This is a genomic window from Methylobacterium symbioticum (assembly GCF_902141845.1).
GTDB classification, from domain to species: Bacteria; Pseudomonadota; Alphaproteobacteria; order Rhizobiales; family Beijerinckiaceae; genus Methylobacterium; species Methylobacterium symbioticum.
This window is the reverse complement of record NZ_CABFPH010000001.1, coordinates 58,184-76,147: the sequence shown is the minus strand read 5'-3', so window position 1 is coordinate 76,147 and position 17,964 is coordinate 58,184. Positions and strand designations below refer to the sequence as shown.

General features: G+C 69.5%; 22 protein-coding genes and 1 tRNA gene. 8 read left to right on the top strand and 15 right to left on the bottom strand.

Annotated elements, in window-relative coordinates; genetic code table 11:
- Positions 1–80: 80 nt before the first annotated feature.
- The 9 genes from MET9862_RS00380 to hemB all read right to left on the bottom strand — a co-directional run bounded on the left by MET9862_RS00380 (position 81) and on the right by hemB (position 6,941).
- Positions 81–296 carry a hypothetical protein gene (locus MET9862_RS00380; protein ID WP_142581121.1) on the bottom strand — a complete coding sequence of 72 codons (216 nt, stop codon included), beginning with the start codon at positions 294–296 and terminating at the stop codon, positions 81–83.
- 95 nt (positions 297–391) lie between these two features.
- Entirely contained in the window at positions 392–1,111 is a 720-nt protein-coding gene (locus MET9862_RS00375) for a helix-turn-helix domain-containing protein (protein WP_244612497.1), read from the bottom strand.
- 73 nt (positions 1,112–1,184) lie between these two features.
- On the bottom strand, positions 1,185–1,577 hold the full coding sequence (locus MET9862_RS00370; protein ID WP_244612496.1) for a response regulator transcription factor: 393 nt from the start codon (positions 1,575–1,577) through the stop codon (positions 1,185–1,187).
- Between the two features lie 160 nt (positions 1,578–1,737).
- The gene (fixJ, locus tag MET9862_RS00365; protein ID WP_142581120.1) at positions 1,738–2,346 is read right to left on the bottom strand and encodes a response regulator FixJ; all 609 of its coding nucleotides are present in this window, start codon (positions 2,344–2,346) and stop codon (positions 1,738–1,740) included.
- On the bottom strand, positions 2,336–3,859 hold the full coding sequence (locus tag MET9862_RS00360; RefSeq protein ID WP_142581119.1) for a PAS domain S-box protein: 1,524 nt from the start codon (positions 3,857–3,859) through the stop codon (positions 2,336–2,338). Before MET9862_RS00360 ends, fixJ begins: the two co-directional genes overlap by 11 nt.
- A 116-nt stretch (positions 3,860–3,975) precedes the next feature.
- A complete protein-coding gene (locus MET9862_RS00355; protein ID WP_142581118.1) occupies positions 3,976–4,722 on the bottom strand; it encodes an arginyltransferase in 747 nt (248 codons plus the stop codon).
- Positions 4,723–4,912: 190 nt separating this feature from the next.
- On the bottom strand, positions 4,913–5,401 hold the full coding sequence (locus MET9862_RS00350) for an RDD family protein (RefSeq protein WP_142581117.1): 489 nt from the start codon (positions 5,399–5,401) through the stop codon (positions 4,913–4,915).
- A gap of 113 nt (positions 5,402–5,514) precedes the next feature.
- Entirely contained in the window at positions 5,515–5,889 is a 375-nt protein-coding gene (locus MET9862_RS00345) for a hypothetical protein (protein ID WP_142581116.1), read from the bottom strand.
- A complete protein-coding gene (gene hemB / locus MET9862_RS00340) occupies positions 5,886–6,941 on the bottom strand; it encodes a porphobilinogen synthase (RefSeq protein ID WP_142581115.1) in 1,056 nt (351 codons plus the stop codon). Before hemB ends, MET9862_RS00345 begins: the two co-directional genes overlap by 4 nt.
- Before the next feature lie 278 nt (positions 6,942–7,219).
- On the opposite strand from hemB, the gene MET9862_RS00335 reads away from it, so the two are divergent.
- Together MET9862_RS00335 and ldtR are read left to right on the top strand one after the other, a co-directional pair.
- The gene (locus tag MET9862_RS00335; RefSeq protein ID WP_244612495.1) at positions 7,220–7,630 is read left to right on the top strand and encodes a DUF6163 family protein; all 411 of its coding nucleotides are present in this window, start codon (positions 7,220–7,222) and stop codon (positions 7,628–7,630) included.
- A gap of 160 nt (positions 7,631–7,790) precedes the next feature.
- Positions 7,791–8,303, top strand: coding sequence for a transcriptional regulator LdtR (ldtR, locus tag MET9862_RS00330; protein WP_142581114.1), 513 nt, complete (start codon positions 7,791–7,793; stop codon positions 8,301–8,303).
- A gap of 146 nt (positions 8,304–8,449) precedes the next feature.
- On the opposite strand, the gene pqqA (MET9862_RS00325) is transcribed toward ldtR, so the two are convergent.
- Positions 8,450–8,539, bottom strand: coding sequence for a pyrroloquinoline quinone precursor peptide PqqA (gene pqqA / locus MET9862_RS00325; protein ID WP_109951178.1), 90 nt, complete (start codon positions 8,537–8,539; stop codon positions 8,450–8,452).
- A gap of 64 nt (positions 8,540–8,603) precedes the next feature.
- Positions 8,604–8,693 (bottom strand): pyrroloquinoline quinone precursor peptide PqqA, encoded by a 90-nt coding sequence (gene pqqA / locus MET9862_RS00320; RefSeq protein ID WP_018042171.1) that lies wholly within the window; start codon positions 8,691–8,693, stop codon positions 8,604–8,606.
- 407 nt (positions 8,694–9,100) lie between these two features.
- Between pqqA (MET9862_RS00320) and mgtE the strand changes: the two genes are divergently transcribed.
- Entirely contained in the window at positions 9,101–10,471 is a 1,371-nt protein-coding gene (gene mgtE, locus MET9862_RS00315) for a magnesium transporter (protein ID WP_142581113.1), read from the top strand.
- A gap of 153 nt (positions 10,472–10,624) precedes the next feature.
- Here mgtE and MET9862_RS00310 read toward each other — a convergent pair whose 3' ends face one another.
- The 4 genes from MET9862_RS00310 to MET9862_RS00295 form a co-directional block, all read right to left on the bottom strand.
- Positions 10,625–10,903, bottom strand: a complete 279-nt coding sequence (locus MET9862_RS00310) for a hypothetical protein (RefSeq protein ID WP_142581112.1) — start codon at positions 10,901–10,903, stop codon at positions 10,625–10,627.
- Positions 10,904–11,085: 182 nt separating this feature from the next.
- Positions 11,086–11,172: transfer RNA gene (locus MET9862_RS00305), tRNA-Leu, on the bottom strand.
- A gap of 46 nt (positions 11,173–11,218) precedes the next feature.
- Positions 11,219–12,400, bottom strand: coding sequence for an FAD-dependent monooxygenase (locus tag MET9862_RS00300; RefSeq protein ID WP_142581111.1), 1,182 nt, complete (start codon positions 12,398–12,400; stop codon positions 11,219–11,221).
- 18 nt (positions 12,401–12,418) lie between these two features.
- Positions 12,419–12,676, bottom strand: coding sequence for a zinc-finger domain-containing protein (locus tag MET9862_RS00295; protein WP_142581110.1), 258 nt, complete (start codon positions 12,674–12,676; stop codon positions 12,419–12,421).
- A gap of 202 nt (positions 12,677–12,878) precedes the next feature.
- Between MET9862_RS00295 and map the strand changes: the two genes are divergently transcribed.
- From map to MET9862_RS00270, 5 genes are all read left to right on the top strand, one after another.
- Positions 12,879–13,712, top strand: coding sequence for a type I methionyl aminopeptidase (map, locus tag MET9862_RS00290; protein WP_142581109.1), 834 nt, complete (start codon positions 12,879–12,881; stop codon positions 13,710–13,712).
- 1 nt (position 13,713) lies between these two features.
- The gene (gene radC / locus MET9862_RS00285) at positions 13,714–14,448 is read left to right on the top strand and encodes a RadC family protein (protein ID WP_142581108.1); all 735 of its coding nucleotides are present in this window, start codon (positions 13,714–13,716) and stop codon (positions 14,446–14,448) included.
- Positions 14,449–14,540: 92 nt separating this feature from the next.
- Positions 14,541–15,980 (top strand): circularly permuted type 2 ATP-grasp protein, encoded by a 1,440-nt coding sequence (locus MET9862_RS00280; protein WP_142581107.1) that lies wholly within the window; start codon positions 14,541–14,543, stop codon positions 15,978–15,980.
- A gap of 73 nt (positions 15,981–16,053) precedes the next feature.
- Positions 16,054–16,998 carry an alpha-E domain-containing protein gene (locus MET9862_RS00275; RefSeq protein WP_142581106.1) on the top strand — a complete coding sequence of 315 codons (945 nt, stop codon included), beginning with the start codon at positions 16,054–16,056 and terminating at the stop codon, positions 16,996–16,998.
- 103 nt (positions 16,999–17,101) lie between these two features.
- A complete protein-coding gene (locus MET9862_RS00270) occupies positions 17,102–17,929 on the top strand; it encodes a transglutaminase family protein (protein WP_142581105.1) in 828 nt (275 codons plus the stop codon).
- Positions 17,930–17,964: the final 35 nt, after the last annotated feature.

The following is a 17,964-nucleotide window of genomic DNA, read 5'->3' as shown; positions in this document are numbered from 1 at the left end:
GAGGTTCCGGGAGAGGAGTCCGCACGAGGCGGCTTCGGTTCCCGAACGGCGCCGGATCGGAGGCCCGGCGCGCGGCGTCCTCAGGCGGCAAGGCTGGTGACGTCGACGATTTCGCAGGAATCGGCGCGCAGACGCCAGTCGCTGATCTGCAGGGTCTCGCAGAACCGCGCCTTGGCCTCGTAGAGGGCGGAGACTTCGGATCGGGCACAGACCAGCGTCTGCCGCTGGAGGATGTCGTGCTCGTGGCCGGTGTCGTCGGAGACGCGCTTGTAGAACCGGACGAGGAATTTCAGCATGGCGCGCAGTCCTGATCTGTGGACCGCCCGATACGGCTGCCATCGGACCTGCGGCGCCTTGATCGAGAGCAAGGCGCTCGCCGCCGGGGAGCGGCTCAGGCGTCGAGATGGCGGAGGGCCGCCCGGTCGCGCAGGCGGACCGAGTGACGGTCGGGGGAGAGCGCGATGAGGCCATCGCGCTCGAGCTGCGTCACGCAGCGCGACACGCTCTCGACCGTGAGGCCGAGATGATCGGCGATGTCGGTGCGTGACATCGGCAGCCGTAGGGAGCCGGCCATCCCGTCCGTCATCCGATCGGCCAGGTCGAGGAGGAAGCTCGCGATTCGCTCGCGGGCGGATTTTCGGCCGAGCCGCATCATCTGCTCCTGCGCGCGGGCCAGCGCGCGCAGCGTCGCGGCGGCGACTTCCTGGGCGAGGGCGCCATCGTCGCCGGTCAGCAGCATGCGCTCGCGGCGGTAGGCGATCACTCGGACCTCACCCACGGCCTCGGCCCCGAAGCGGTGCTCGGTGCCCGCCTCGACCCCGAAGATGTCGCCGGCCAGGTGAAAGGCGTCGATCTGGCGCCGGCCGTCCGGCAGGATCCGGCAGGTGCGGACGGTGCCCGAGACGACTCGGTAGAAGAAGCGGGCGCGGTCGCCTTCTGCGAAGATCTCCTCGCCTGCGCCGAAGCTGCGCTGCGTCTCCGGATGCGGGGTGGTCCCGATCCGCAGGCTCGGCGTGCCGGAGGCGTACGGAGCAGGGGCGAGGGCGATCTGCATGGGAGCCTCGGAGGGTCGGACGAGGTCGGCGACCTCGCGAACCTGGCTACGCTTCACCGGGCACCCGCTCCATTCCGGCCGATCGCTAAGGGATTCTGCGTAGGACCGTCCCGAGGCGGACGAAGACCCGTCATCGCCCCGCAGCGAGAGCCGCCTGGATCCCCTCGATGAGCGAGGCCTCGTGGAAAGGCTTCTCCAGCACCGCGTGGAAGCCCGCCTGTGCGGCGCGCGCCCGGAGATCGTCGGTCCCGCGCCCGGTGATCAGGAGGGCGGGCAGGCCGATCTTCCGGCCGCGCAGGTGGGCGACGAGTTCCAGGCCGTTCAGGCCCGGCATGTGGTAGTCGACCACCAGGCAGCCGCGCTCGGGCAGCGCTTCCTGGAGGAGCCCGGCACCGTCCCGGAAGAGGCGCACGTCGAGGCCTTCGAGTTCCAGCAGGAACTTGAGGGAGGCGCGGACCGCCTCGTCGTCATCGACCACGAGGACGGGTCCCGGCGGCGCGGGCATGGCGGCTCTGGGCTGCATCGGATGCTCGACGCGCCCGCCGCCGACGGGGATCCCGCTTCGGTGACAACGAGCGCGTCAGAGCATGGACTGAGGGGCATGTCCCGATCCAGCGGCATCGGGCAGGGCTCTCACGCTAGGGCCGCCGTCGCGGCGGCGCCTTGATCTGGCGCAAGCGCCGTCAGGGCTGAGCGACCGAGATCGCCATCCGCACCAGCTCGGAGAGGCTCTCCGCCTGCATCTTGGTCATCACGTTGGCGCGATAGATCTCCACCGTGCGCGGGCTGATGCCGAGGTCGAGTCCGATCACCTTGTTGGCCTTGCCCGCCACGAGCCCGTCGAGGACCTGACGCTCCCGCTCGGTGAGGGAGGCGCGGCGGGTGCGCACGGCGGCGGCGAGCGCACCCTGCGCGGCGGCGCGGCCCGCGCAGTCGAGGGCGGCCCGCACCGCGGCGAGAAAGATCTCGTCATCGAAGGGCTTCTCGATGAAGTCCACGGCCCCCTGCTTCATGGCTTCGACCGCCATCGGCACATCGGCGTGGCCGGTCATCACGATCACCGGGGGCGCGTTGCCGCGCTCGCGCAGGCGGCGCAGGAAGGCGATGCCGTCGAGGCCCGGCATGCGCACATCGGTGACGATACAGCCCGCCGCCTCGGGGACGGCGTCCAAGAAGGCGAGCGCCGATTCGTGCAGCCGCACCGGCAGCCCGTCCGAGGCGATGAGGAAGCCGAGCGCCCGGCGCACCGCGGCGTCGTCGTCCACGACATGCACCACCGCCTCACCCGACATCGGCCAGCTCCTTCCGGTCAACCGCCCGCAGCGTGAACCGGAACTCAGTCCCGCCGCCCGCCCGCGGTTCCAGCCAGATCCTGCCGCCATGCGACTCAACGATGGTGCGGCAGATCGAGAGGCCGACACCCATCCCATGCGGCTTCGTCGTCACGAAGGGCTGAAAGAGCTGGGACGCGATCTCGGGCGCGATACCGCTTCCGGTATCGGATACGTGCACCGCGATCAGCCCCTCGGCGGGCAGGGGCTTCGTCGCGACGACGAGGTCGCGCCGCTCCGTCCCCTGCATCGCCTCGATGGCGTTGCGCATCAGGTTGAGCAGGACCTGCTGGACCTGGATCCGGTCGGCAAGCACGAGGCCCGCCTCCGGGTCGAGATCGAAATGCACGCGCACGCCCTTCTCCTTGGCGCCGACCAGGGCAAGCGCGCTGGCCTCCTCCACCAGCTTGGGCAGGCCTTCGATGTGCCGCTCGCTCTCGCCGCGCGCCACGAATTCGCGCAGGTGCCGGATCACTTGTCCCGCGCGCAGCGCCTGTTCGGCGGCTTGGTTCACGGCATCGGTCAGGAGCGGCACCTCTGCCCCTTCCATGCGACCGAGGATGCGTCGGCAGCCCTTGAGGTAGCTGGCGATCGCGGTGAGCGGCTGGTTGATCTCGTGGGCCAGCGTCGAGGCCATCTCCCCGAGGGCGGTGAAGCGGGACATGTGGACCAGCTCGGACTGGAGCTGCTGCAGGCGCCTCTCGGTCAGGTTCCGTTCGGTCAGGTCGCGGATGAAGCCGGTGAAGTAGCGCACGCCGCCGGAGCGCATCTCGCCCACCGACAATTCCATCGGGAAGGTCGAACCGTCCTTGCGCTGGCCGACGACGACCCGGCCGATGCCGATGATCCGGCGCTCGCCCGTTTTGCGGTAGCGGGCCATGTAGGCGTCGTGCTGGGTGCGGTAGGGCTCGGGCATCAGGAGACTGACGTTGCGCCCCGTCACCTCCGCTTCCGTGTAGCCGAACTGGCGTACGGCGGCGGCGCTGAAGGATTTGATCCGAGCCTGCTCGTCGATGACGACCATGGCGTCGGGCACGGTCTCGAGGATCGAGCGCAGATGCGCTTCTCGCGCCCGCAGCGCTTCCTCGGCGGCCAGGAGATCCGAGAGCGGCCAGACCACCGTGGTGTAGCCGGCGAGCACGCCCGAGGCATCGCGCAGTGGCACGACCAGCACCCGCGCGAGATCGGGCTCGCCGCTCAGCCCCAGGCGCATCCCGCGCTCCTCGTAGAATCCGGTCTCGCGGGCGCGTTCCAAGATCCGGGCGGGCTTGCCTGCGGCCACGTCCTCGGGAGGCAGGAAATCCGCGAGCGGACGACCGATCACCGTCGGATCGATGGGCGCGGACGCCGCGTCCCGGTTCCAGCCCGTGACGCGCCCGTCGCGATCGAGGGTGATGACGGCGACCTCGGACGCGCCGGTTGGCCTGCCCGCGTCAGGGCCGTTCTCGCCCTCCGTCCAGGCCCCCTCGTCCAACCGCCCGCTCCCCGTCTGGCCCAGCCCACATCCTACCGCGGGGAGCGCAGGCACCACAACGAGGGCAGGGCGCCCCTCCGGGCGGTTCGCGCGGCGATCCGCCCGCGCGAGGTCGGTCAGGGCACGCGCACCCAGCCCTGGCCCATCAGCCGCTGCTGCGGACGGAACTTCGCCTTGTAGTCCATCTTGCGCGAGCCCTCGACCCAATAGCCGAGATACAGATACGGCAGCCCCAGGGTCTTCGCCCGGCGAATATGGTCCAGGATCATGAAGGTCCCGAGGGAGCGGGCCTGCGCCTCGGGATCGTAGAACGAGTAGACCATCGACAGGCCGTCCGCGAGCACGTCGGTCAGGCAGAAGGCGACCGGATCTCCGATGCCGCGGCCGTGGATCGCGGTGTCGGGACCGCGGCGGCGATAGGCCACGAGATGGGTGTCGACGTGGCTGTCCTCGATCATCATGGCGTAGTCGAGCACGGTCATGTCGACCATGCCGCCATCGCCGTGGCGAGCGTCGAGATAGCGCCGGAACAGGGCGTACTGCTCCGAGGCCGGCCGGTTCGGCTCGGCGGTGCCGACGAGGTCGTCGTTGCGGGCGACGATGCGGCGCTGGCTTGCCGAGGGCTCGAACTCGTCGACCACCACCCGCACCGAGACGCAGGCCCGGCAGGTCTCGCAGGCCGGGCGGTAGGCGATGGTCTGCGAGCGGCGGAAGCCGCCCTGTGTCAGGATCTCGTTGAGATCGCGGGCACGCCGCCCGACGAGGTGTGTGAAGACCTTCCGTTCCTCCTGGCCCGGCAGATAGGGACAGGGGGAGGGGGCCGTGAGATAGAATTGCGGAGTGTCGCGCGGGTGGCTCGTCACGCTCGTCGGTCGCCTCAGCCGGCTCAGCGGAACCGGGCTAAGCTTCGAGTGTAGCGCCGCGGCGGCGCCGCTCAATGGGGCGGATGAGCGTCGCGGCAAACATTTTTGGTGCAACCCCTGGTTTAATCCCGCTCCGCGGCCGAGGGCCGCCGCCGGGTGGGCGACGAGCGGAGGCCTCTCGGGCTGGGCATCACGCCGCCCGCACGACGGCGAGGCCGAGCAGAAGATCATGGCCGAGGCGCCGGTCGCTGCGCATCAACCCGAACACCATGTCGACGAACCAGAGCAGGAAGGTCGAGAGGGCGACGTAGAACAGGAGCGCGTGCACGGCGGCCGTCAGCAGGTCGACGGGGCGACCGCTCTCGGGTGCGACCACGCGCAGGCCCATCATGCGCATGCCCAGCGTGCTCTGGCGATGTCCGCCGACCGTGATCGCGCTGTAGAGGATGCCGCTCGCCGGCAGCACAGCGAACAGGGTCCAGCCGAGCCCGAAGGTGACGAGACCGATGAAGGCGATTGCCAGCCAGAGCAGGATCGAGAAGCCGAAGATGAAGACGATGTCGAGCAGGTAGGCCATGAAACGGCCGCCCAGGCTCCCGCGCGCCAGGGGGACGGGCACGGGCGGCAGGTAGCCGGGGGCGTCGAAGCGCTCGGCGTATCCGGGGCGGGGGCTCTGCATGGGACCGCTCCTCGTGCGGCAAAGGTCGTCGCGCACAAGGTGGGGACCGCACCGCACCGGCTCAAGATGTCGCTCCGCAGGCCGTGCAAGAAGCCTGTCCCGGAGTGCTCCCCTCAAGGCGCTGCCGGATCGGCCTCCGCCGCGTCGGGCGTATCGAGGTAGAAGCGCTTCAGCATGTAGAGCGAGGCGCCGGTCAGGTTCGTGCGGTCGGTGCTGACGCCGACGAGCTCGGTTCCCATCCCGAAGCGGCACAGGGCCCAGTGCTGGCGGCGGCCGGCGAGATAGTCCACCCGGATGGTGTCGGCGGATGAGCCGGTGCCGGCCCGCAGGAGACGCAGGGGCGTCTCCGTCTCGGCGATGGCGGGAAGCGCGCGTCGGCAGATCGCGGCGCGCTGGCGCTGTACCGTGTTCTCGCAGGCGGCCAGGCCGCCGAAGAATCCGACGAGCGCTCCCCCGGCCACCACCCAGCGGCGGGCTTTCCGGCTCACGCCCCGGCGCGCAGGTGCTCGGCCACGCGGGGCGCGTAATAGGTCAGCACGCCGTCCGCGCCGGCCCGCTTGAAGGAGAGCAGGCTCTCCAGCATCGCCCGCTCGCCGTCGATCCAGCCATTGCGGGCCGCGCCCTCCAGCATCGCGTACTCGCCGGACACCTGATAGGCGAAGGTCGGAACGCCGAACTCGTCCTTCACCCGGCGGATGATGTCGAGATAGGGCAGGCCCGGCTTCACCATGACGGAGTCGGCGCCCTCGGCGAGGTCGAGAGCGACCTCGCGCAGGGCCTCGTCGGAATTGCCCGGATCCATCTGGTAGGTGCGCTTGTCGCCGACGAGCGCCGCCTTGGTGCCGATCGCGTCGCGGAACGGCCCGTAGAAGGCGCTGGCGTACTTGGCCGCGTAGGCCATGATCTGGACGTCGCGAAAGCCCGCCCGGTCGAGGCCGGTGCGGATCGCCCCGACGCGTCCGTCCATCATGTCGGAGGGAGCGATGATGTCGGTGCCTGCCTCGGCCTGGATCAGGCTCTGCTCCACCAGCAGGGCCACGGTCTCGTCGTTGAGGATCGCCCCGTCCTGCAGGAGCCCGTCATGCCCGTGGCTCGTATAGGGATCGAGGGCGACATCCGTCATCACGCCGATCTCGGGCACGGCCCGCTTCACGGCCCGGACGGCCCGGCAGACCAGATTGTCGCGGTTCAGGGCCTCGGAGCCCTCGGGATCGCGCAGGGCCGCCTCGGTATAGGGGAAGAAGGAGATGGCCGGGATGCCGAGGCGGGCGGCCTTCTCGGCGTCGCGCACCACCTCGTCTACGCTCAGGCGCTCGACCCCCGGCATCGAGGCGATCGGCTCGCGCCGGCCCTCGCCCTCGATGACGAAGAGCGGCCAGATCAGGTCGTCCACGGTGAGCGTGTGCTCGCGCATCAGACGGCGCGACCAGGCCGCCTTGCGGTTGCGGCGCGGGCGCTGCGTGATGGAGAGGCCTTCGCAGGCCGTGGCGCGGGCCGCCTCGACGGCGAGCGGGCGGGGCTCGGGCGTATCGGAGGGCATCAGCTCAGGATCACCGGACGCGTTGAAAGGCCGGGGCCTAGCACATCCACCGCCGATGGGCGACGCCCGGCGTGTTGCGGTTGACGCGACCCTGCCCGGCGGCATCTAACCGGCCGGCATGAGGGAGATCGCGTGAGCCAGCCGCATCCGGGACGGGACGGAATTCGATTCGAGGGGCGGCGGAGCGCGACGTCGTCGCGGCCTCGCGCGCGGCGCTGCCCGGTCCACGTCCGGACTCCGACGTGAAGAGGCGTCGCGACGCGATGCGAGATGGGGGCATGACCGGCGACCGCATCGAGCGGAACGCGCAGGGATCGAAGACCAACTGGGACACGGCCCTGATCTGGCTGATGCGCCTCACCGCGCTCGCCTGGCTCGCCAAGAGCGTTCTGTCCTGGATGACCATCCTCGACGCGCTGCCGAGCGCGCGGCCCTTCGAGAGCGAGCCCTTCGGGCGGCAAGCGGCGCTCGTCTACTTCGCGGTGATCGACGCCACCGCCGCGGTCGGCCTCTGGCTCACCAGCGCCTGGGGCGGCGTGCTCTGGCTGCTCGCGGTGACCTCCGCGGTGACGCTCGCGCTCGTGGTTCCCCAGCTCGTGCCGACGCAGATGCCGATCATCGCGGCCGAGGTGAGTATTGTGCTGATTTACTTCTTGTTGTCTTGGTTTGCGGCGCGCGAGCTGCGGTAAACAGAAGGTTGTCGCGTTCGTTTCATTTTGCATTTACCGACAGAGGTAAATCGCGAATTCATCCTGTCGCTTAAAACGCTTTTCATTCCCGCCCCGTAGCTTCGTCTCATAAGCGGCGCCGACAACGGTGACCGAGACGAAGAATCAGGCGAGGCACACGATGAAGTCCCAGGCAACGAAGGTCGTCCCGGCCGCCACCGCTCCCGAGGCCGCCCCGATCGCGACCCCCTATCTCGAGGCCCTGCACCTCGTGGAGCGGCTGCACCGCCGCCTGCTCGACGTGATCAAGGACGAGTTCGAGCGCCGCGGCCGCGAGGACGTCAACAGCGTCCAGGCTCTGCTGCTCTACAACATCGGCGACAAGGAGCTGACGGCGAGTGAGCTGCGCACCAAGGGCTACTATCTCGGCTCCAACGTCTCGTACAACGTGAAGAAGCTGGTCGAGGCGGGCTATCTCCACCACGCCCGCTCGAAGACCGACCGCCGCTCGGTGCGGATCAGCCTGACCGACAAGGGCCGGGACGTGCACAACATCATCCAGGGCCTCTACGACAAGCACGCCCGGACCATCGCGCCGATCGGCGGCATCTCCGAGGACGATTTCGGCCGGCTGAACCAAGCGCTCGGCCGCCTCGAGCGCTTCTGGACCGATCAGATCCGCTACCGCCTCTGAGTGAAACGCGATGTCCCAACGCGAGAGGGCCGGACCGCCATGGAGCGGTCCGGCCCTCTCGCGTTGGGGCGGATCGCCCGGCGCATGAAAAAGGCGCCGCCTCTCACGAAGCGGCGCCCGGTCAGGTCGCGGAAGCGACCGTCGGCTCAGTTGAAGGTGTCGATCTCAGCCGACTCGTAGCTGGTGACTTCCATGCCGACGCAGACTTCCTGGACGATGGGGGCGGACCACTTCATGGCGTTTCTCCTGATATGATGTGACTAGGAAGGAAAGTTCAGCCGGCCTTGCGACCGCTTCCGCTCAGTTGAAGGTGTCGATCTCAGCCGACTCGTAGCTGGTGACTTCCATGCCGACGCAGACTTCCTGAACGATCGGGGCAGACCAGGTCATGGCGTTTCTCCTCTGTCGATGGGCAGAAGATAGGCGATGCGTTGGGCGCAATACAAGCGGGCCCTAGACTTATATTTCTCACAGGAGCCCGCCGCGCTGGCGCGGACTGGGCTCTGGAGCCGAATCGCCTGCGAGATCAACGATATGGTGCCGATGCGCGAGGATTTCAACGCGCGCAGGCCGCGCGTCCGCTTGACGGCTCAGGCGCCGAGGCGCAACGGGTCGCGCGCCGGTCGAGGCCGGCGATGCCTGAACCCATTCCAGCGATGCCGAGCGACGGACCCGACCGACCGATTCTGCCGAGACCCGTGACGCGCCCACCCGCCTGAGACCCTGTGCGGGGACGCCGCGCGCCCGGGCTCGGCCGGACGCGCGGGAGCCGTTGCCTCGAAGACGAGGCGAGGCCGATGAACGAGAGCGCCCCCTTCGACACCCGGGTCGATCCCTCCGTGCTCGCCGCGCGCCTGTCGGACGAGCGCGCGCCGGACATCGTGGAAGCCCTCAACGAGGAGGCGCCCGAGGTCGCCGCCGCAATCCTGCTCGGCCTGCCGCACGAGCGCGCGGTCGAGGTGCTCGACCAGCCCGAACTCGACTGCGCCGCCGACATCATCGAGATGCTGCCGCGCGACCGCGTCGCGGGCTACCTCTCGGGGATGTCGGCCGACCGGGTCACCGACATCTTCCGCGAGATCGAGGAGCCCGGCCGCTCGGATCTGCGCGCGCGTCTCGATGCCGAGACGTTAGGCGCCGTCGACCGCCTTATCGGCTACGGTGAGGAGACGGTCGGCTCGCTGATGACGACCGAGTTCGTCACCGTGCCGGCGAACTGGACGGTGGCGCAGACCCTCGACCACGTCCGGCAGGTCGAGAAGACCCGCGAGACCATCTACGCGATCTTCGTGCTCGACCCGCGCACCCGAGCGCTGACCAAGGCCGTCCCCCTGCGTCGGCTGATCTCGGGCGATCCGGAGGATAACGTGCTCTCGGTGGCACCCGGGCGGCGCCCGCTGGCCGTCTCTCCGACTGCGAGCCGCGAGGAGGCGGCACGGCTCATCTCGAAATACGATCTGCTGGCCCTGCCGGTCATCGATGCGGTCGGCCATGTGATCGGGATCGTCACCGTCGACGACATGATCGACGCGATGGTGGCGAAGCAGACGCAGGACGTGCAGCGCTTCGGCGGCATGGAGGCGCTGCCCGAGCCCTATATGGACATCGGCTTCCTCACGATGATCCGCAAGCGCGCGGGCTGGCTCTGCGCCCTGTTCCTCTCCGAGATGCTGACGGCCTCCGCCATGCAGGGCTTCGAGGGCGAACTCGAGAAGGCGATCGTCCTGACGCTCTTCATCCCCCTGATCATGAGTTCGGGGGGCAATTCTGGCTCTCAGGCGACCTCGCTGCTGATCCGCGCGCTCGCGCTGCAGCAGATCCGCCTGCGTGACTGGTGGAAGGTGGCGCTGCGCGAATTTCCCACCGGCATCGTGCTCGGCTCGATCCTGGGGCTGATCGCGGTGGCGCGCATCGCGATCTGGCAGGAGACGGGGCTCTACGATTACGGCACGCATTGGCCCCTGGTCGCGGCGACGGTCGGGGCGGCCCTCGTCGGCATCGTCACGTTCGGCTCGCTCGCCGGCTCGATGCTGCCGTTCCTGCTCCAGCGCGTCGGTTTCGATCCTGCGACCGCGTCGGCACCGTTCGTGGCGACGCTCGTCGATGTCACGGGCCTCGTGATCTATTTCTCGGTGGCGCTGCTGATCCTGCGTGGAACGCTCCTCTAGCGAGCCACCGCATCATTTGCAGTCTGCCTACTCCACGGGCAGCCTGCTGCATAACAATGCAATCGGCAGGTGGCATCACCTTATCAGACGGTCGAGGTGACGCCTGACTGGCCCGAATGCCGAAGGATGCGGCAGCGCTCGCGCGAGACTGCGCTACTTGCGCGAGGCCATCAGGTCGTGAGTCAGAACAGTGAGCTTGCCGATCAGGCCGGTGATGTCGGTGTGCTTGCACGACCACTGCGTTCCGACCGCCTCGCCGTCAGCCGAGACAGTGACCACCGCGACCGAGCGCAGCTTGCCCTCGCGCGCCAGGGCGAGCTGGTCCTGAAGGACCTCGATGACCGAGGCGATGGTTTCGTCGGGCTCTGCGGAGACCCGGGTCGGAAAGGCGACGACCGCCGCATTCTCGGATGACCGATGACGCTCACTCACTGTTCGGCTCCGTGCTGTGATGGCTCGAGCGACGGGTGCCAAGTCATTGTGCGGGCAGTAAGGCCGGGACCGCCACATATGTGTGGCCTGCGCGGTTTCGGGCTGGCTGTTGCAGGCGTGCAACGCAGGATCGATCGCAGGGCCGCGCTGCACCCCTGTCCTGTTGGAAGAAGCGAGGGCGGTGGTGCGGACGGCGGGACTCGAACCCGCACGGCCTTGCGGCCGCAAGATTTTAAGTCTCGTGCGTCTACCGGTTCCGCCACGTCCGCGCGGCCAGAGCGGTAGCGGGGGCGGCCTGTGAGATCAAGCGGCCCGTCATCCGGCGTCCGCGGACCATCCGTAGAGCCAGCCGTAGCGGTCGCGCATCCGGTCCGGACCGAGGCGACGCATCACGAGGTCGCGGGCAAGGCCGGTCAGCGCGCCGGCATGGTAGCTGCGCCCATTGGCGCGGGCGGCCCGCTGCACCCGTCGGGCGCGCTCCGTCCGCAGTGCCGCGTAGCGGTGGAGGGCCTGTGGTACGGCGGCCTCCGTGAGGCAGCGGGCGAGGACGGCCGCATCTTCGACCGCCAGCGCGGCACCCTGGGCCAGGAAGGGCAGGACCGGGTGAGCGGCATCGCCGAGGAGGGCGACGCGGCCCTGGGCGATGGGACGGGCCACCGACCGTTCGGCAAGCGACCAGACGAGCCAGGAATCGGGCCGCGCGAGCAGGTCGCGCAAGGGCGGGGCGGCATCGCGAAAATGGGCGCGCAACACGGCCGGCTCGCCGAGCCGACCCCAATCCTCGTCGCCCTGACGCTCCGGCACGATCGCCACGACGTTGAGGTCGCGCCCGCCCCGGATCGGGTAGTGCACCACGTGGCGGCCAGGACCGAGCCAGAGACCGGTGCGCTCGCCCGCGATCGCGTCCGGCAAGCCGTCGCGCGGCACGATCGCCCGCCAGGCCGCCATCCGGCCCTGGCGCAGGGGGGCGCCGTCGAGATGGCCGCGCAGGCGCGAGCGCAATCCGTCCGCGCCGATGACGAGATCGGCCTCGAGCGTCTCGTCGCGCGCCTCGCCCGCGCAGGTCAGGCGCACGCCATCCGCGGTCTCGGCGAGACCCGTCACGTCGCGCCCGACGAGGAGACGGATGTTCGGCCGGGCCCGCACCGCGTCGAGGAGCAGGGTCTGCAGGTCGGCCCGGTGGATGACGTAATAGGGCGCGCCGTAGCGGGCGCGCGCGGCCTGCCCGAGCGCCACGGCCCCGATCTCGCGCCCGGCGCGCAGATCGCGCACACAGACGCCCGGCGGCTCGGTCGCGGCGCGGCGCAGGGCCGCCGACAGGCCAAGCCCGCCGAGCACCCGGCTGGCATTCGGCGAGAGCTGGAGCCCGGCGCCGACCTCGCTGAAGGCGGTGCGGCGCTCGATCACCCGAACCGTATGCCCGGCATCGTGCAGGGTGAGCGCCGCCGTCAGGCCGCCGATCCCGGCGCCGACGATGGCGATGTCGAGGGCGGCCACGGCGGGGGGCGGCCCCGCCTACTCCGCCGCCGCCCGGGCGCTGTCCTCCCACAGGCAGGCGGCCGGATCGGATTCCGTCGCCTTCAGCCCAGGGCGGTAGCGGTAGAGCGTCGAGCAGTACTGGCAGATGATCTCGTTGTCGGCACCCATGTCGAGGAAAACGTGCGGGTGGTCGAACGGGGGCTTCGCCCCGATGCACATGAATTCCCGCGCGCCGACATGGATGACAGGCACGCCCAGGTCGTTGTGGAAGTGCGGAACCGCCTTGTCAGCCATCCTGGCGCCCTGCTCCTCGCGGCGGCGCTGACGACGCGCCCCGATCCCGATCGTGCCCCGCTTATGCCGCCAGCCTCGCGCCCGGCGCAAGCCTCGTCGCCGCGAGGCGAGGGCCGCACGGAGGATGCCGGCTCGATGCGCGCTTGGCGCGCCGGTCCCCGCGCCGTACATAGGCGGCGGACGTCTTTCAGATCAGCTCTTCATGACTCAGCACGATGAAGCCAGCGCGCGGGGGGCGCGCCGCGCGCGGGAACCGCCGATCCACGGCCCCGAGGGGTTCGCGGGCATGCGCAGGGCCGGGCGGCTCACCGCCGAGGCGCTCGACCTCCTGATGGAGGCGACGCAGCCCGGCGTCACCACCGAGGCGCTCGACCGGCTCGCCTACGAGTTCGCGATGGACCACGGCGCCTATCCGGCCTCGCTGCTCTACCGGGGCTATCCGAAGTCGATCTGCACCTCGATCAACCATGTGGTCTGCCACGGCATCCCCAACGACAAGCCGCTGCGCGAGGGCGACATCGTCAACCTCGACATCTGCCTGATCCTCGACGGCTGGCACGGCGATTCGAGCCGGATGGCCTTCGTCGGCGAGGTGCCGCGCAAGGCGGCGCGTCTGTGCGAGATCACCTACGAGGCCCTGATGCGGGGTGTGGCCGCGGTGAAGCCGGGTGGCTCGACCAACGATATCGGCCGCGCGATCCAGACCTTCGCGGAAGCCGAGCGCTGCTCGGTGGTGCGCGACTTCTGCGGCCACGGGCTCGGCCGCACCTACCACGACGCTCCGACCATCCTGCACTATGTCGAGGCGAGCTACGACGTGCCCCTCAAGCCGGGGCAGTTCTTCACCATCGAGCCGATGATCAATCTCGGCCGCCCCGCCGTGAAGGTGCTCTCAGACGGCTGGACCGCGGTCACCCGCGACCGCTCGCTCTCGGCCCAGTTCGAGCACACGGTCGCCGTGACCGAGACCGGCGTCGAGATCTTCACGGCCTCGCCCAAAGGCCTGCACCAGCCCGTCAATCCCGCCGGCACCTGATATGGGCCGCCGGCCGCGCGACGCCGTGGAGCCCGGGCTCGCGGAAGCCGCGCCGGAGCCCGCGGAGCCGCATTATCACGGCCACCGCGAGCGTCTGCGCGCCCGGTTCGCGCAAGGCGGTGCCGACGCGCTCGCCGATTACGAACTCCTGGAGCTCGTGCTCTTCCGGGCGATCCCGCGGCGGGACGTGAAGCCGCTCGCCAAGGCGCTGGTCAGCCGGTTCGGCAGCTTCGCGGAGGTGCTCGGCGCCGAGCCCGCCCGCCTCTCCGAGGTCGAGGGCGTCAGCGCCGGCGTGATCGCCGATCTCAAGCTGATCGAGGCGGCCGGACGGCGGCTCGCCCGCGGCGCCATCCTGGAGCGACCGCTCCTGTCGTCGTGGTCGGCCGTGCTCGACTATTGCCGCGCCACCATGGCCTTCTGCACGCGCGAGGAGTTCCGCGTGCTCTTCCTCGACAAGCGCAACCACCTGATCGCCGACGAGGTGCAGGGCCGCGGCACCGTCGACCACACGCCGGTCTATCCCCGCGAGGTGGCGCGCCGGGCTCTCGAACTGTCGGCCACCGCGATCATCCTCGCCCACAACCATCCCTCGGGCGATCCGGCCCCCTCGGCGGCCGATGTGCGCATGACGCGCGACGTGATCTCGGTTCTCGAACCCCTTGGAATCGTCGTCCACGACCACATCATCCTCGGCCGGGGGGGACATGCCAGCCTCAAAGGTCTGAAATTGATCTGAGGCTGTCTCAAGCCAGCCCGTGGCGGGAGACCGCGCCGGCTTGGCATGGCGCGCCTCTTGCCTCTAGCGTGGGGTATCTGGGAGGCACCTGTATGGCGGGCGTGGCGTTCGATGAGATGACCGGGCTGGATGGCCCGGCGGTGAGCGCCGCCGAGGTCCGCGAGGCCTACGGGCAGCTCCGGGCCTGGCTGGACGCGACGCCGTCCGAGCACTTCAACACCCGGCGCAGCCAGGCGGAGCTGCTGTTCCGGCGCATCGGCATCACCTTCGCGGTCTACGGCGACAACGAATCGACCGAGCGGCTGATTCCGTTCGACATCATCCCGCGGGTGCTCACCAAGCCGGAATGGAGCTTCCTGGAGCGCGGGCTGAAGCAGCGCGTCACCGCGATCAACGCCTTCCTGAAAGACGTGTACGGGGCGCAGGAATGCATCAAGGCGGGCATCATCCCCGCCGACCTCGTCTACCGGAACGCGCATTACCGCATGGAGATGCGGGGCTTCCGCGTGCCGCACGACCTCTACGTCCACATCGCCGGGATCGACATCGTCCGCACCGGCGAGAACGATTTCTTCGTGCTGGAGGACAATGCGCGCATCCCCTCGGGCGTGTCCTACATGCTGGAGAACCGGGAGGTGATGCTGCGCCTGTTCCCGGACCTGTTCTCGCGCCACCGGGTGGCGCCGGTCGAGAACTATCCGGACGCGCTGCTGGCGACGCTGCGCAGCCTCGCGCCGACGACCGCGACTCGCGATCCGACCTGCGTGCTGCTGACCCCGGGCCGCTATAACTCGGCCTTCTACGAGCACTCCTTCCTGGCGGACAAGCTCGGCGTCGAACTGGTGGAGGCGTCCGACCTCTTCACCAAGGACGACGTCGTCTACATGCGCACCACCGAGGGGCCGCGCCGGGTCGACGTGATCTATCGCCGCCTCGACGACGACTTCCTCGACCCGCTCGTGTTCCGGCCGGATTCGGTGCTCGGCGTGCCGGGCCTCATGAACGCCTACGAGCGCGGGACCGTCACGCTCGCCAACGCGGTCGGCACCGGCGTCGCCGACGACAAGGCGGTCTACAGCTACATGCCGGAGATCGTGAAGTTCTTCACCGGCGAGGAGCCCATCCTGCACAACGTGCCGACCTGGCGCTGCCGCGAGAAGGAGGCCTTCGCCTACGTGATGGACAACCTCAAGGACCTCGTCGTGAAGGAGGTCAACGGATCGGGCGGCTACGGCATGCTGGTGGGTCCGCACGCCACCAAGCGTGAGATCGACGAGTTCGGGCGGCGCCTGCGCCACGCGCCCGACGGGTTCATCGCCCAGCCGACCCTCTCGCTCTCGACCTGCCCGACCTTCGTTGCCTCGGGGGTCGCCCCCCGCCATGTCGATCTCCGGCCCTTCGTGCTCTGCGGCGCGGACGAGATCCGCATCGTGCCGGGTGGCCTGACCCGCGTCGCCCTGAAGGAGGGTTCGCTCGTGGTGAATTCCAGCCAGGGCGGCGGCACCAAGGACACCTGGGTTCTCGACGCCTGACGCGCCGCGCGACCTGAGACCTATCCTTCAACGCGGTCCCGGGCCGGCCCGGGATCAACCCAGCGAAGTACCCATGCTGTCTAGGACCGCCGACAACCTCTACTGGCTCTCGCGCTACGTCGAGCGCGCCGAGTTCGTGGCGCGCATCCTCGACGCCGCGCACCGCCTCGCCTCGCTGCCGACGAACTACGGCGGCGGCGAGACCAACGAATGGGCCTCGGCGCTGGCGTCCGCCGGTGATCCGGAGGCGTTCAAGGCCCATTACGATGGAATCAACAGCCACACGGTCTGCGACTTCCTCGCCTTCAGTCCAAAGAACCCGTCCTCGATCCGAACCTGCATCGAGACGGCACGCGAGAATGCCCGCGCCGTGCGCACGGCACTCACCACGGAGATGTGGGACACGATCAACGGGGCCTGGCTGGAGCTGCGCTCCTACGAGGGCCGTGATCTGACGCGCGACGAGTTCTCGCGCTTCCTCGATTGGGTGAAGGGCATCTCGCTGACCTTCGATGGCTCGGCCTACCGCACCATGCTCCGGAACGACGCCTACTGGTTCACCCGCCTCGGAACCGCGCTCGAGCGGGCCGACAACACCGCCCGCATCCTCGATGTGAAGTACCAGATCCTGCTGCCGGCCAGCGAGAAGGTCGGCGGCAGCCTCGACTACTTCCAGTGGACCACGATCCTGCGCGAGGTCTCCGCCTTCACGGCCTATCACTGGGTCTACCGCGAGAGCATCAAGCCGCTCCTCGTCGCTGACCTGCTCATCCTCAACCGGCAGATGCCGCGCTCGTTCGCGAGCTGCTACGGCATGCTGGTGGAGCATCTCGACCTGATCGCCGACGCCTATGGCCGACGCGGTCCGAGCCAGAGGCTTGCCAGCAACATGCTGGCCAAGCTCGAGGGTGACAATATCGACCGCATCTTCGCCTCGGGCCTGCACGAGTTCGTCACCGGCTTCATCGGGGAGAACAACCGGGTCGGCGCGGCGATCGCCGAGCAGTACCTGGTCTGACGGATCGCTGGGCCGGGTTGCGCCGAGGCCCCTGCCACGGCGCATCGTTCCGCGCCAAACCGGCCGCCCGTTCGGCGCGGAGCACTCTGGGATAGACACCCGCATGCGCATCTGTGTGGTCCACGAGACCCTCTACACCTACGAGCAGCCGGCCCGCGGCCTGATCCAGGTCCTGCGCCTGACGCCCCGCGACCATGACGGGCAATATGTCCGCCGCTGGCGCATCGACACCTCCGTCGACGGGCGCCTGACCGAGCGCGAGGACGGTTTCGGCAATATCGTGCACTGGTTCACGCCGGACGAGCCGGCCGATTCGCTGACCATCCGCGTGGCCGGCGAGGTCGACACCTTCGAGACGCACGGCATCGTGCGCGGCGCTGTCGAGCGCCTGCCCGATCTGTTCTATCTGCGCGAGAGCGATCTCTGCGTTCCCGATGCCGAGATCCAGGCTTTCGCCGAGACGGTGGCTGCGGCGGGCGACCGGGCGGAGCTGCCGATCCTGCACCGGCTGCTTGCCGCGGTGCACGAGAAGGTCGCCTTCGTGCGTGCGCCCGCCGGCCAGGCGGTGCCCGCCCCCAAGGCCTTCGCGGCCGGGACCGGCAATTGCCAGGACGTCGCCCATGTCTTCATCGCCGCCGCGCGCCACCTGCAGATCCCGGCGCGCTACGTCTCGGGCTACCGCAAGCGCGAGGACGAGGCGGAGGACGGTGAGGCGCCGCATGGCTGGGCCGAGGCACTGGTGCCCGATCTCGGCTGGGTCGCCTTCGACCCGGCCCACGGCGCCGGCACCTCGGAGAACTATGTGCGTGTCGCCTGCGGCCTCGACTACCTCGGCGCCGCCCCGATCCGCGGCAGCCGCACGGGCGGCGGCACGGAGACGCTGGACGTGCGCCTCAAGGTGGAGCAATCCCAGGCCGCCAGACAATCCTGATTCTCGAAACCAAGAGCCCGCGGCCCGGGGGTTGA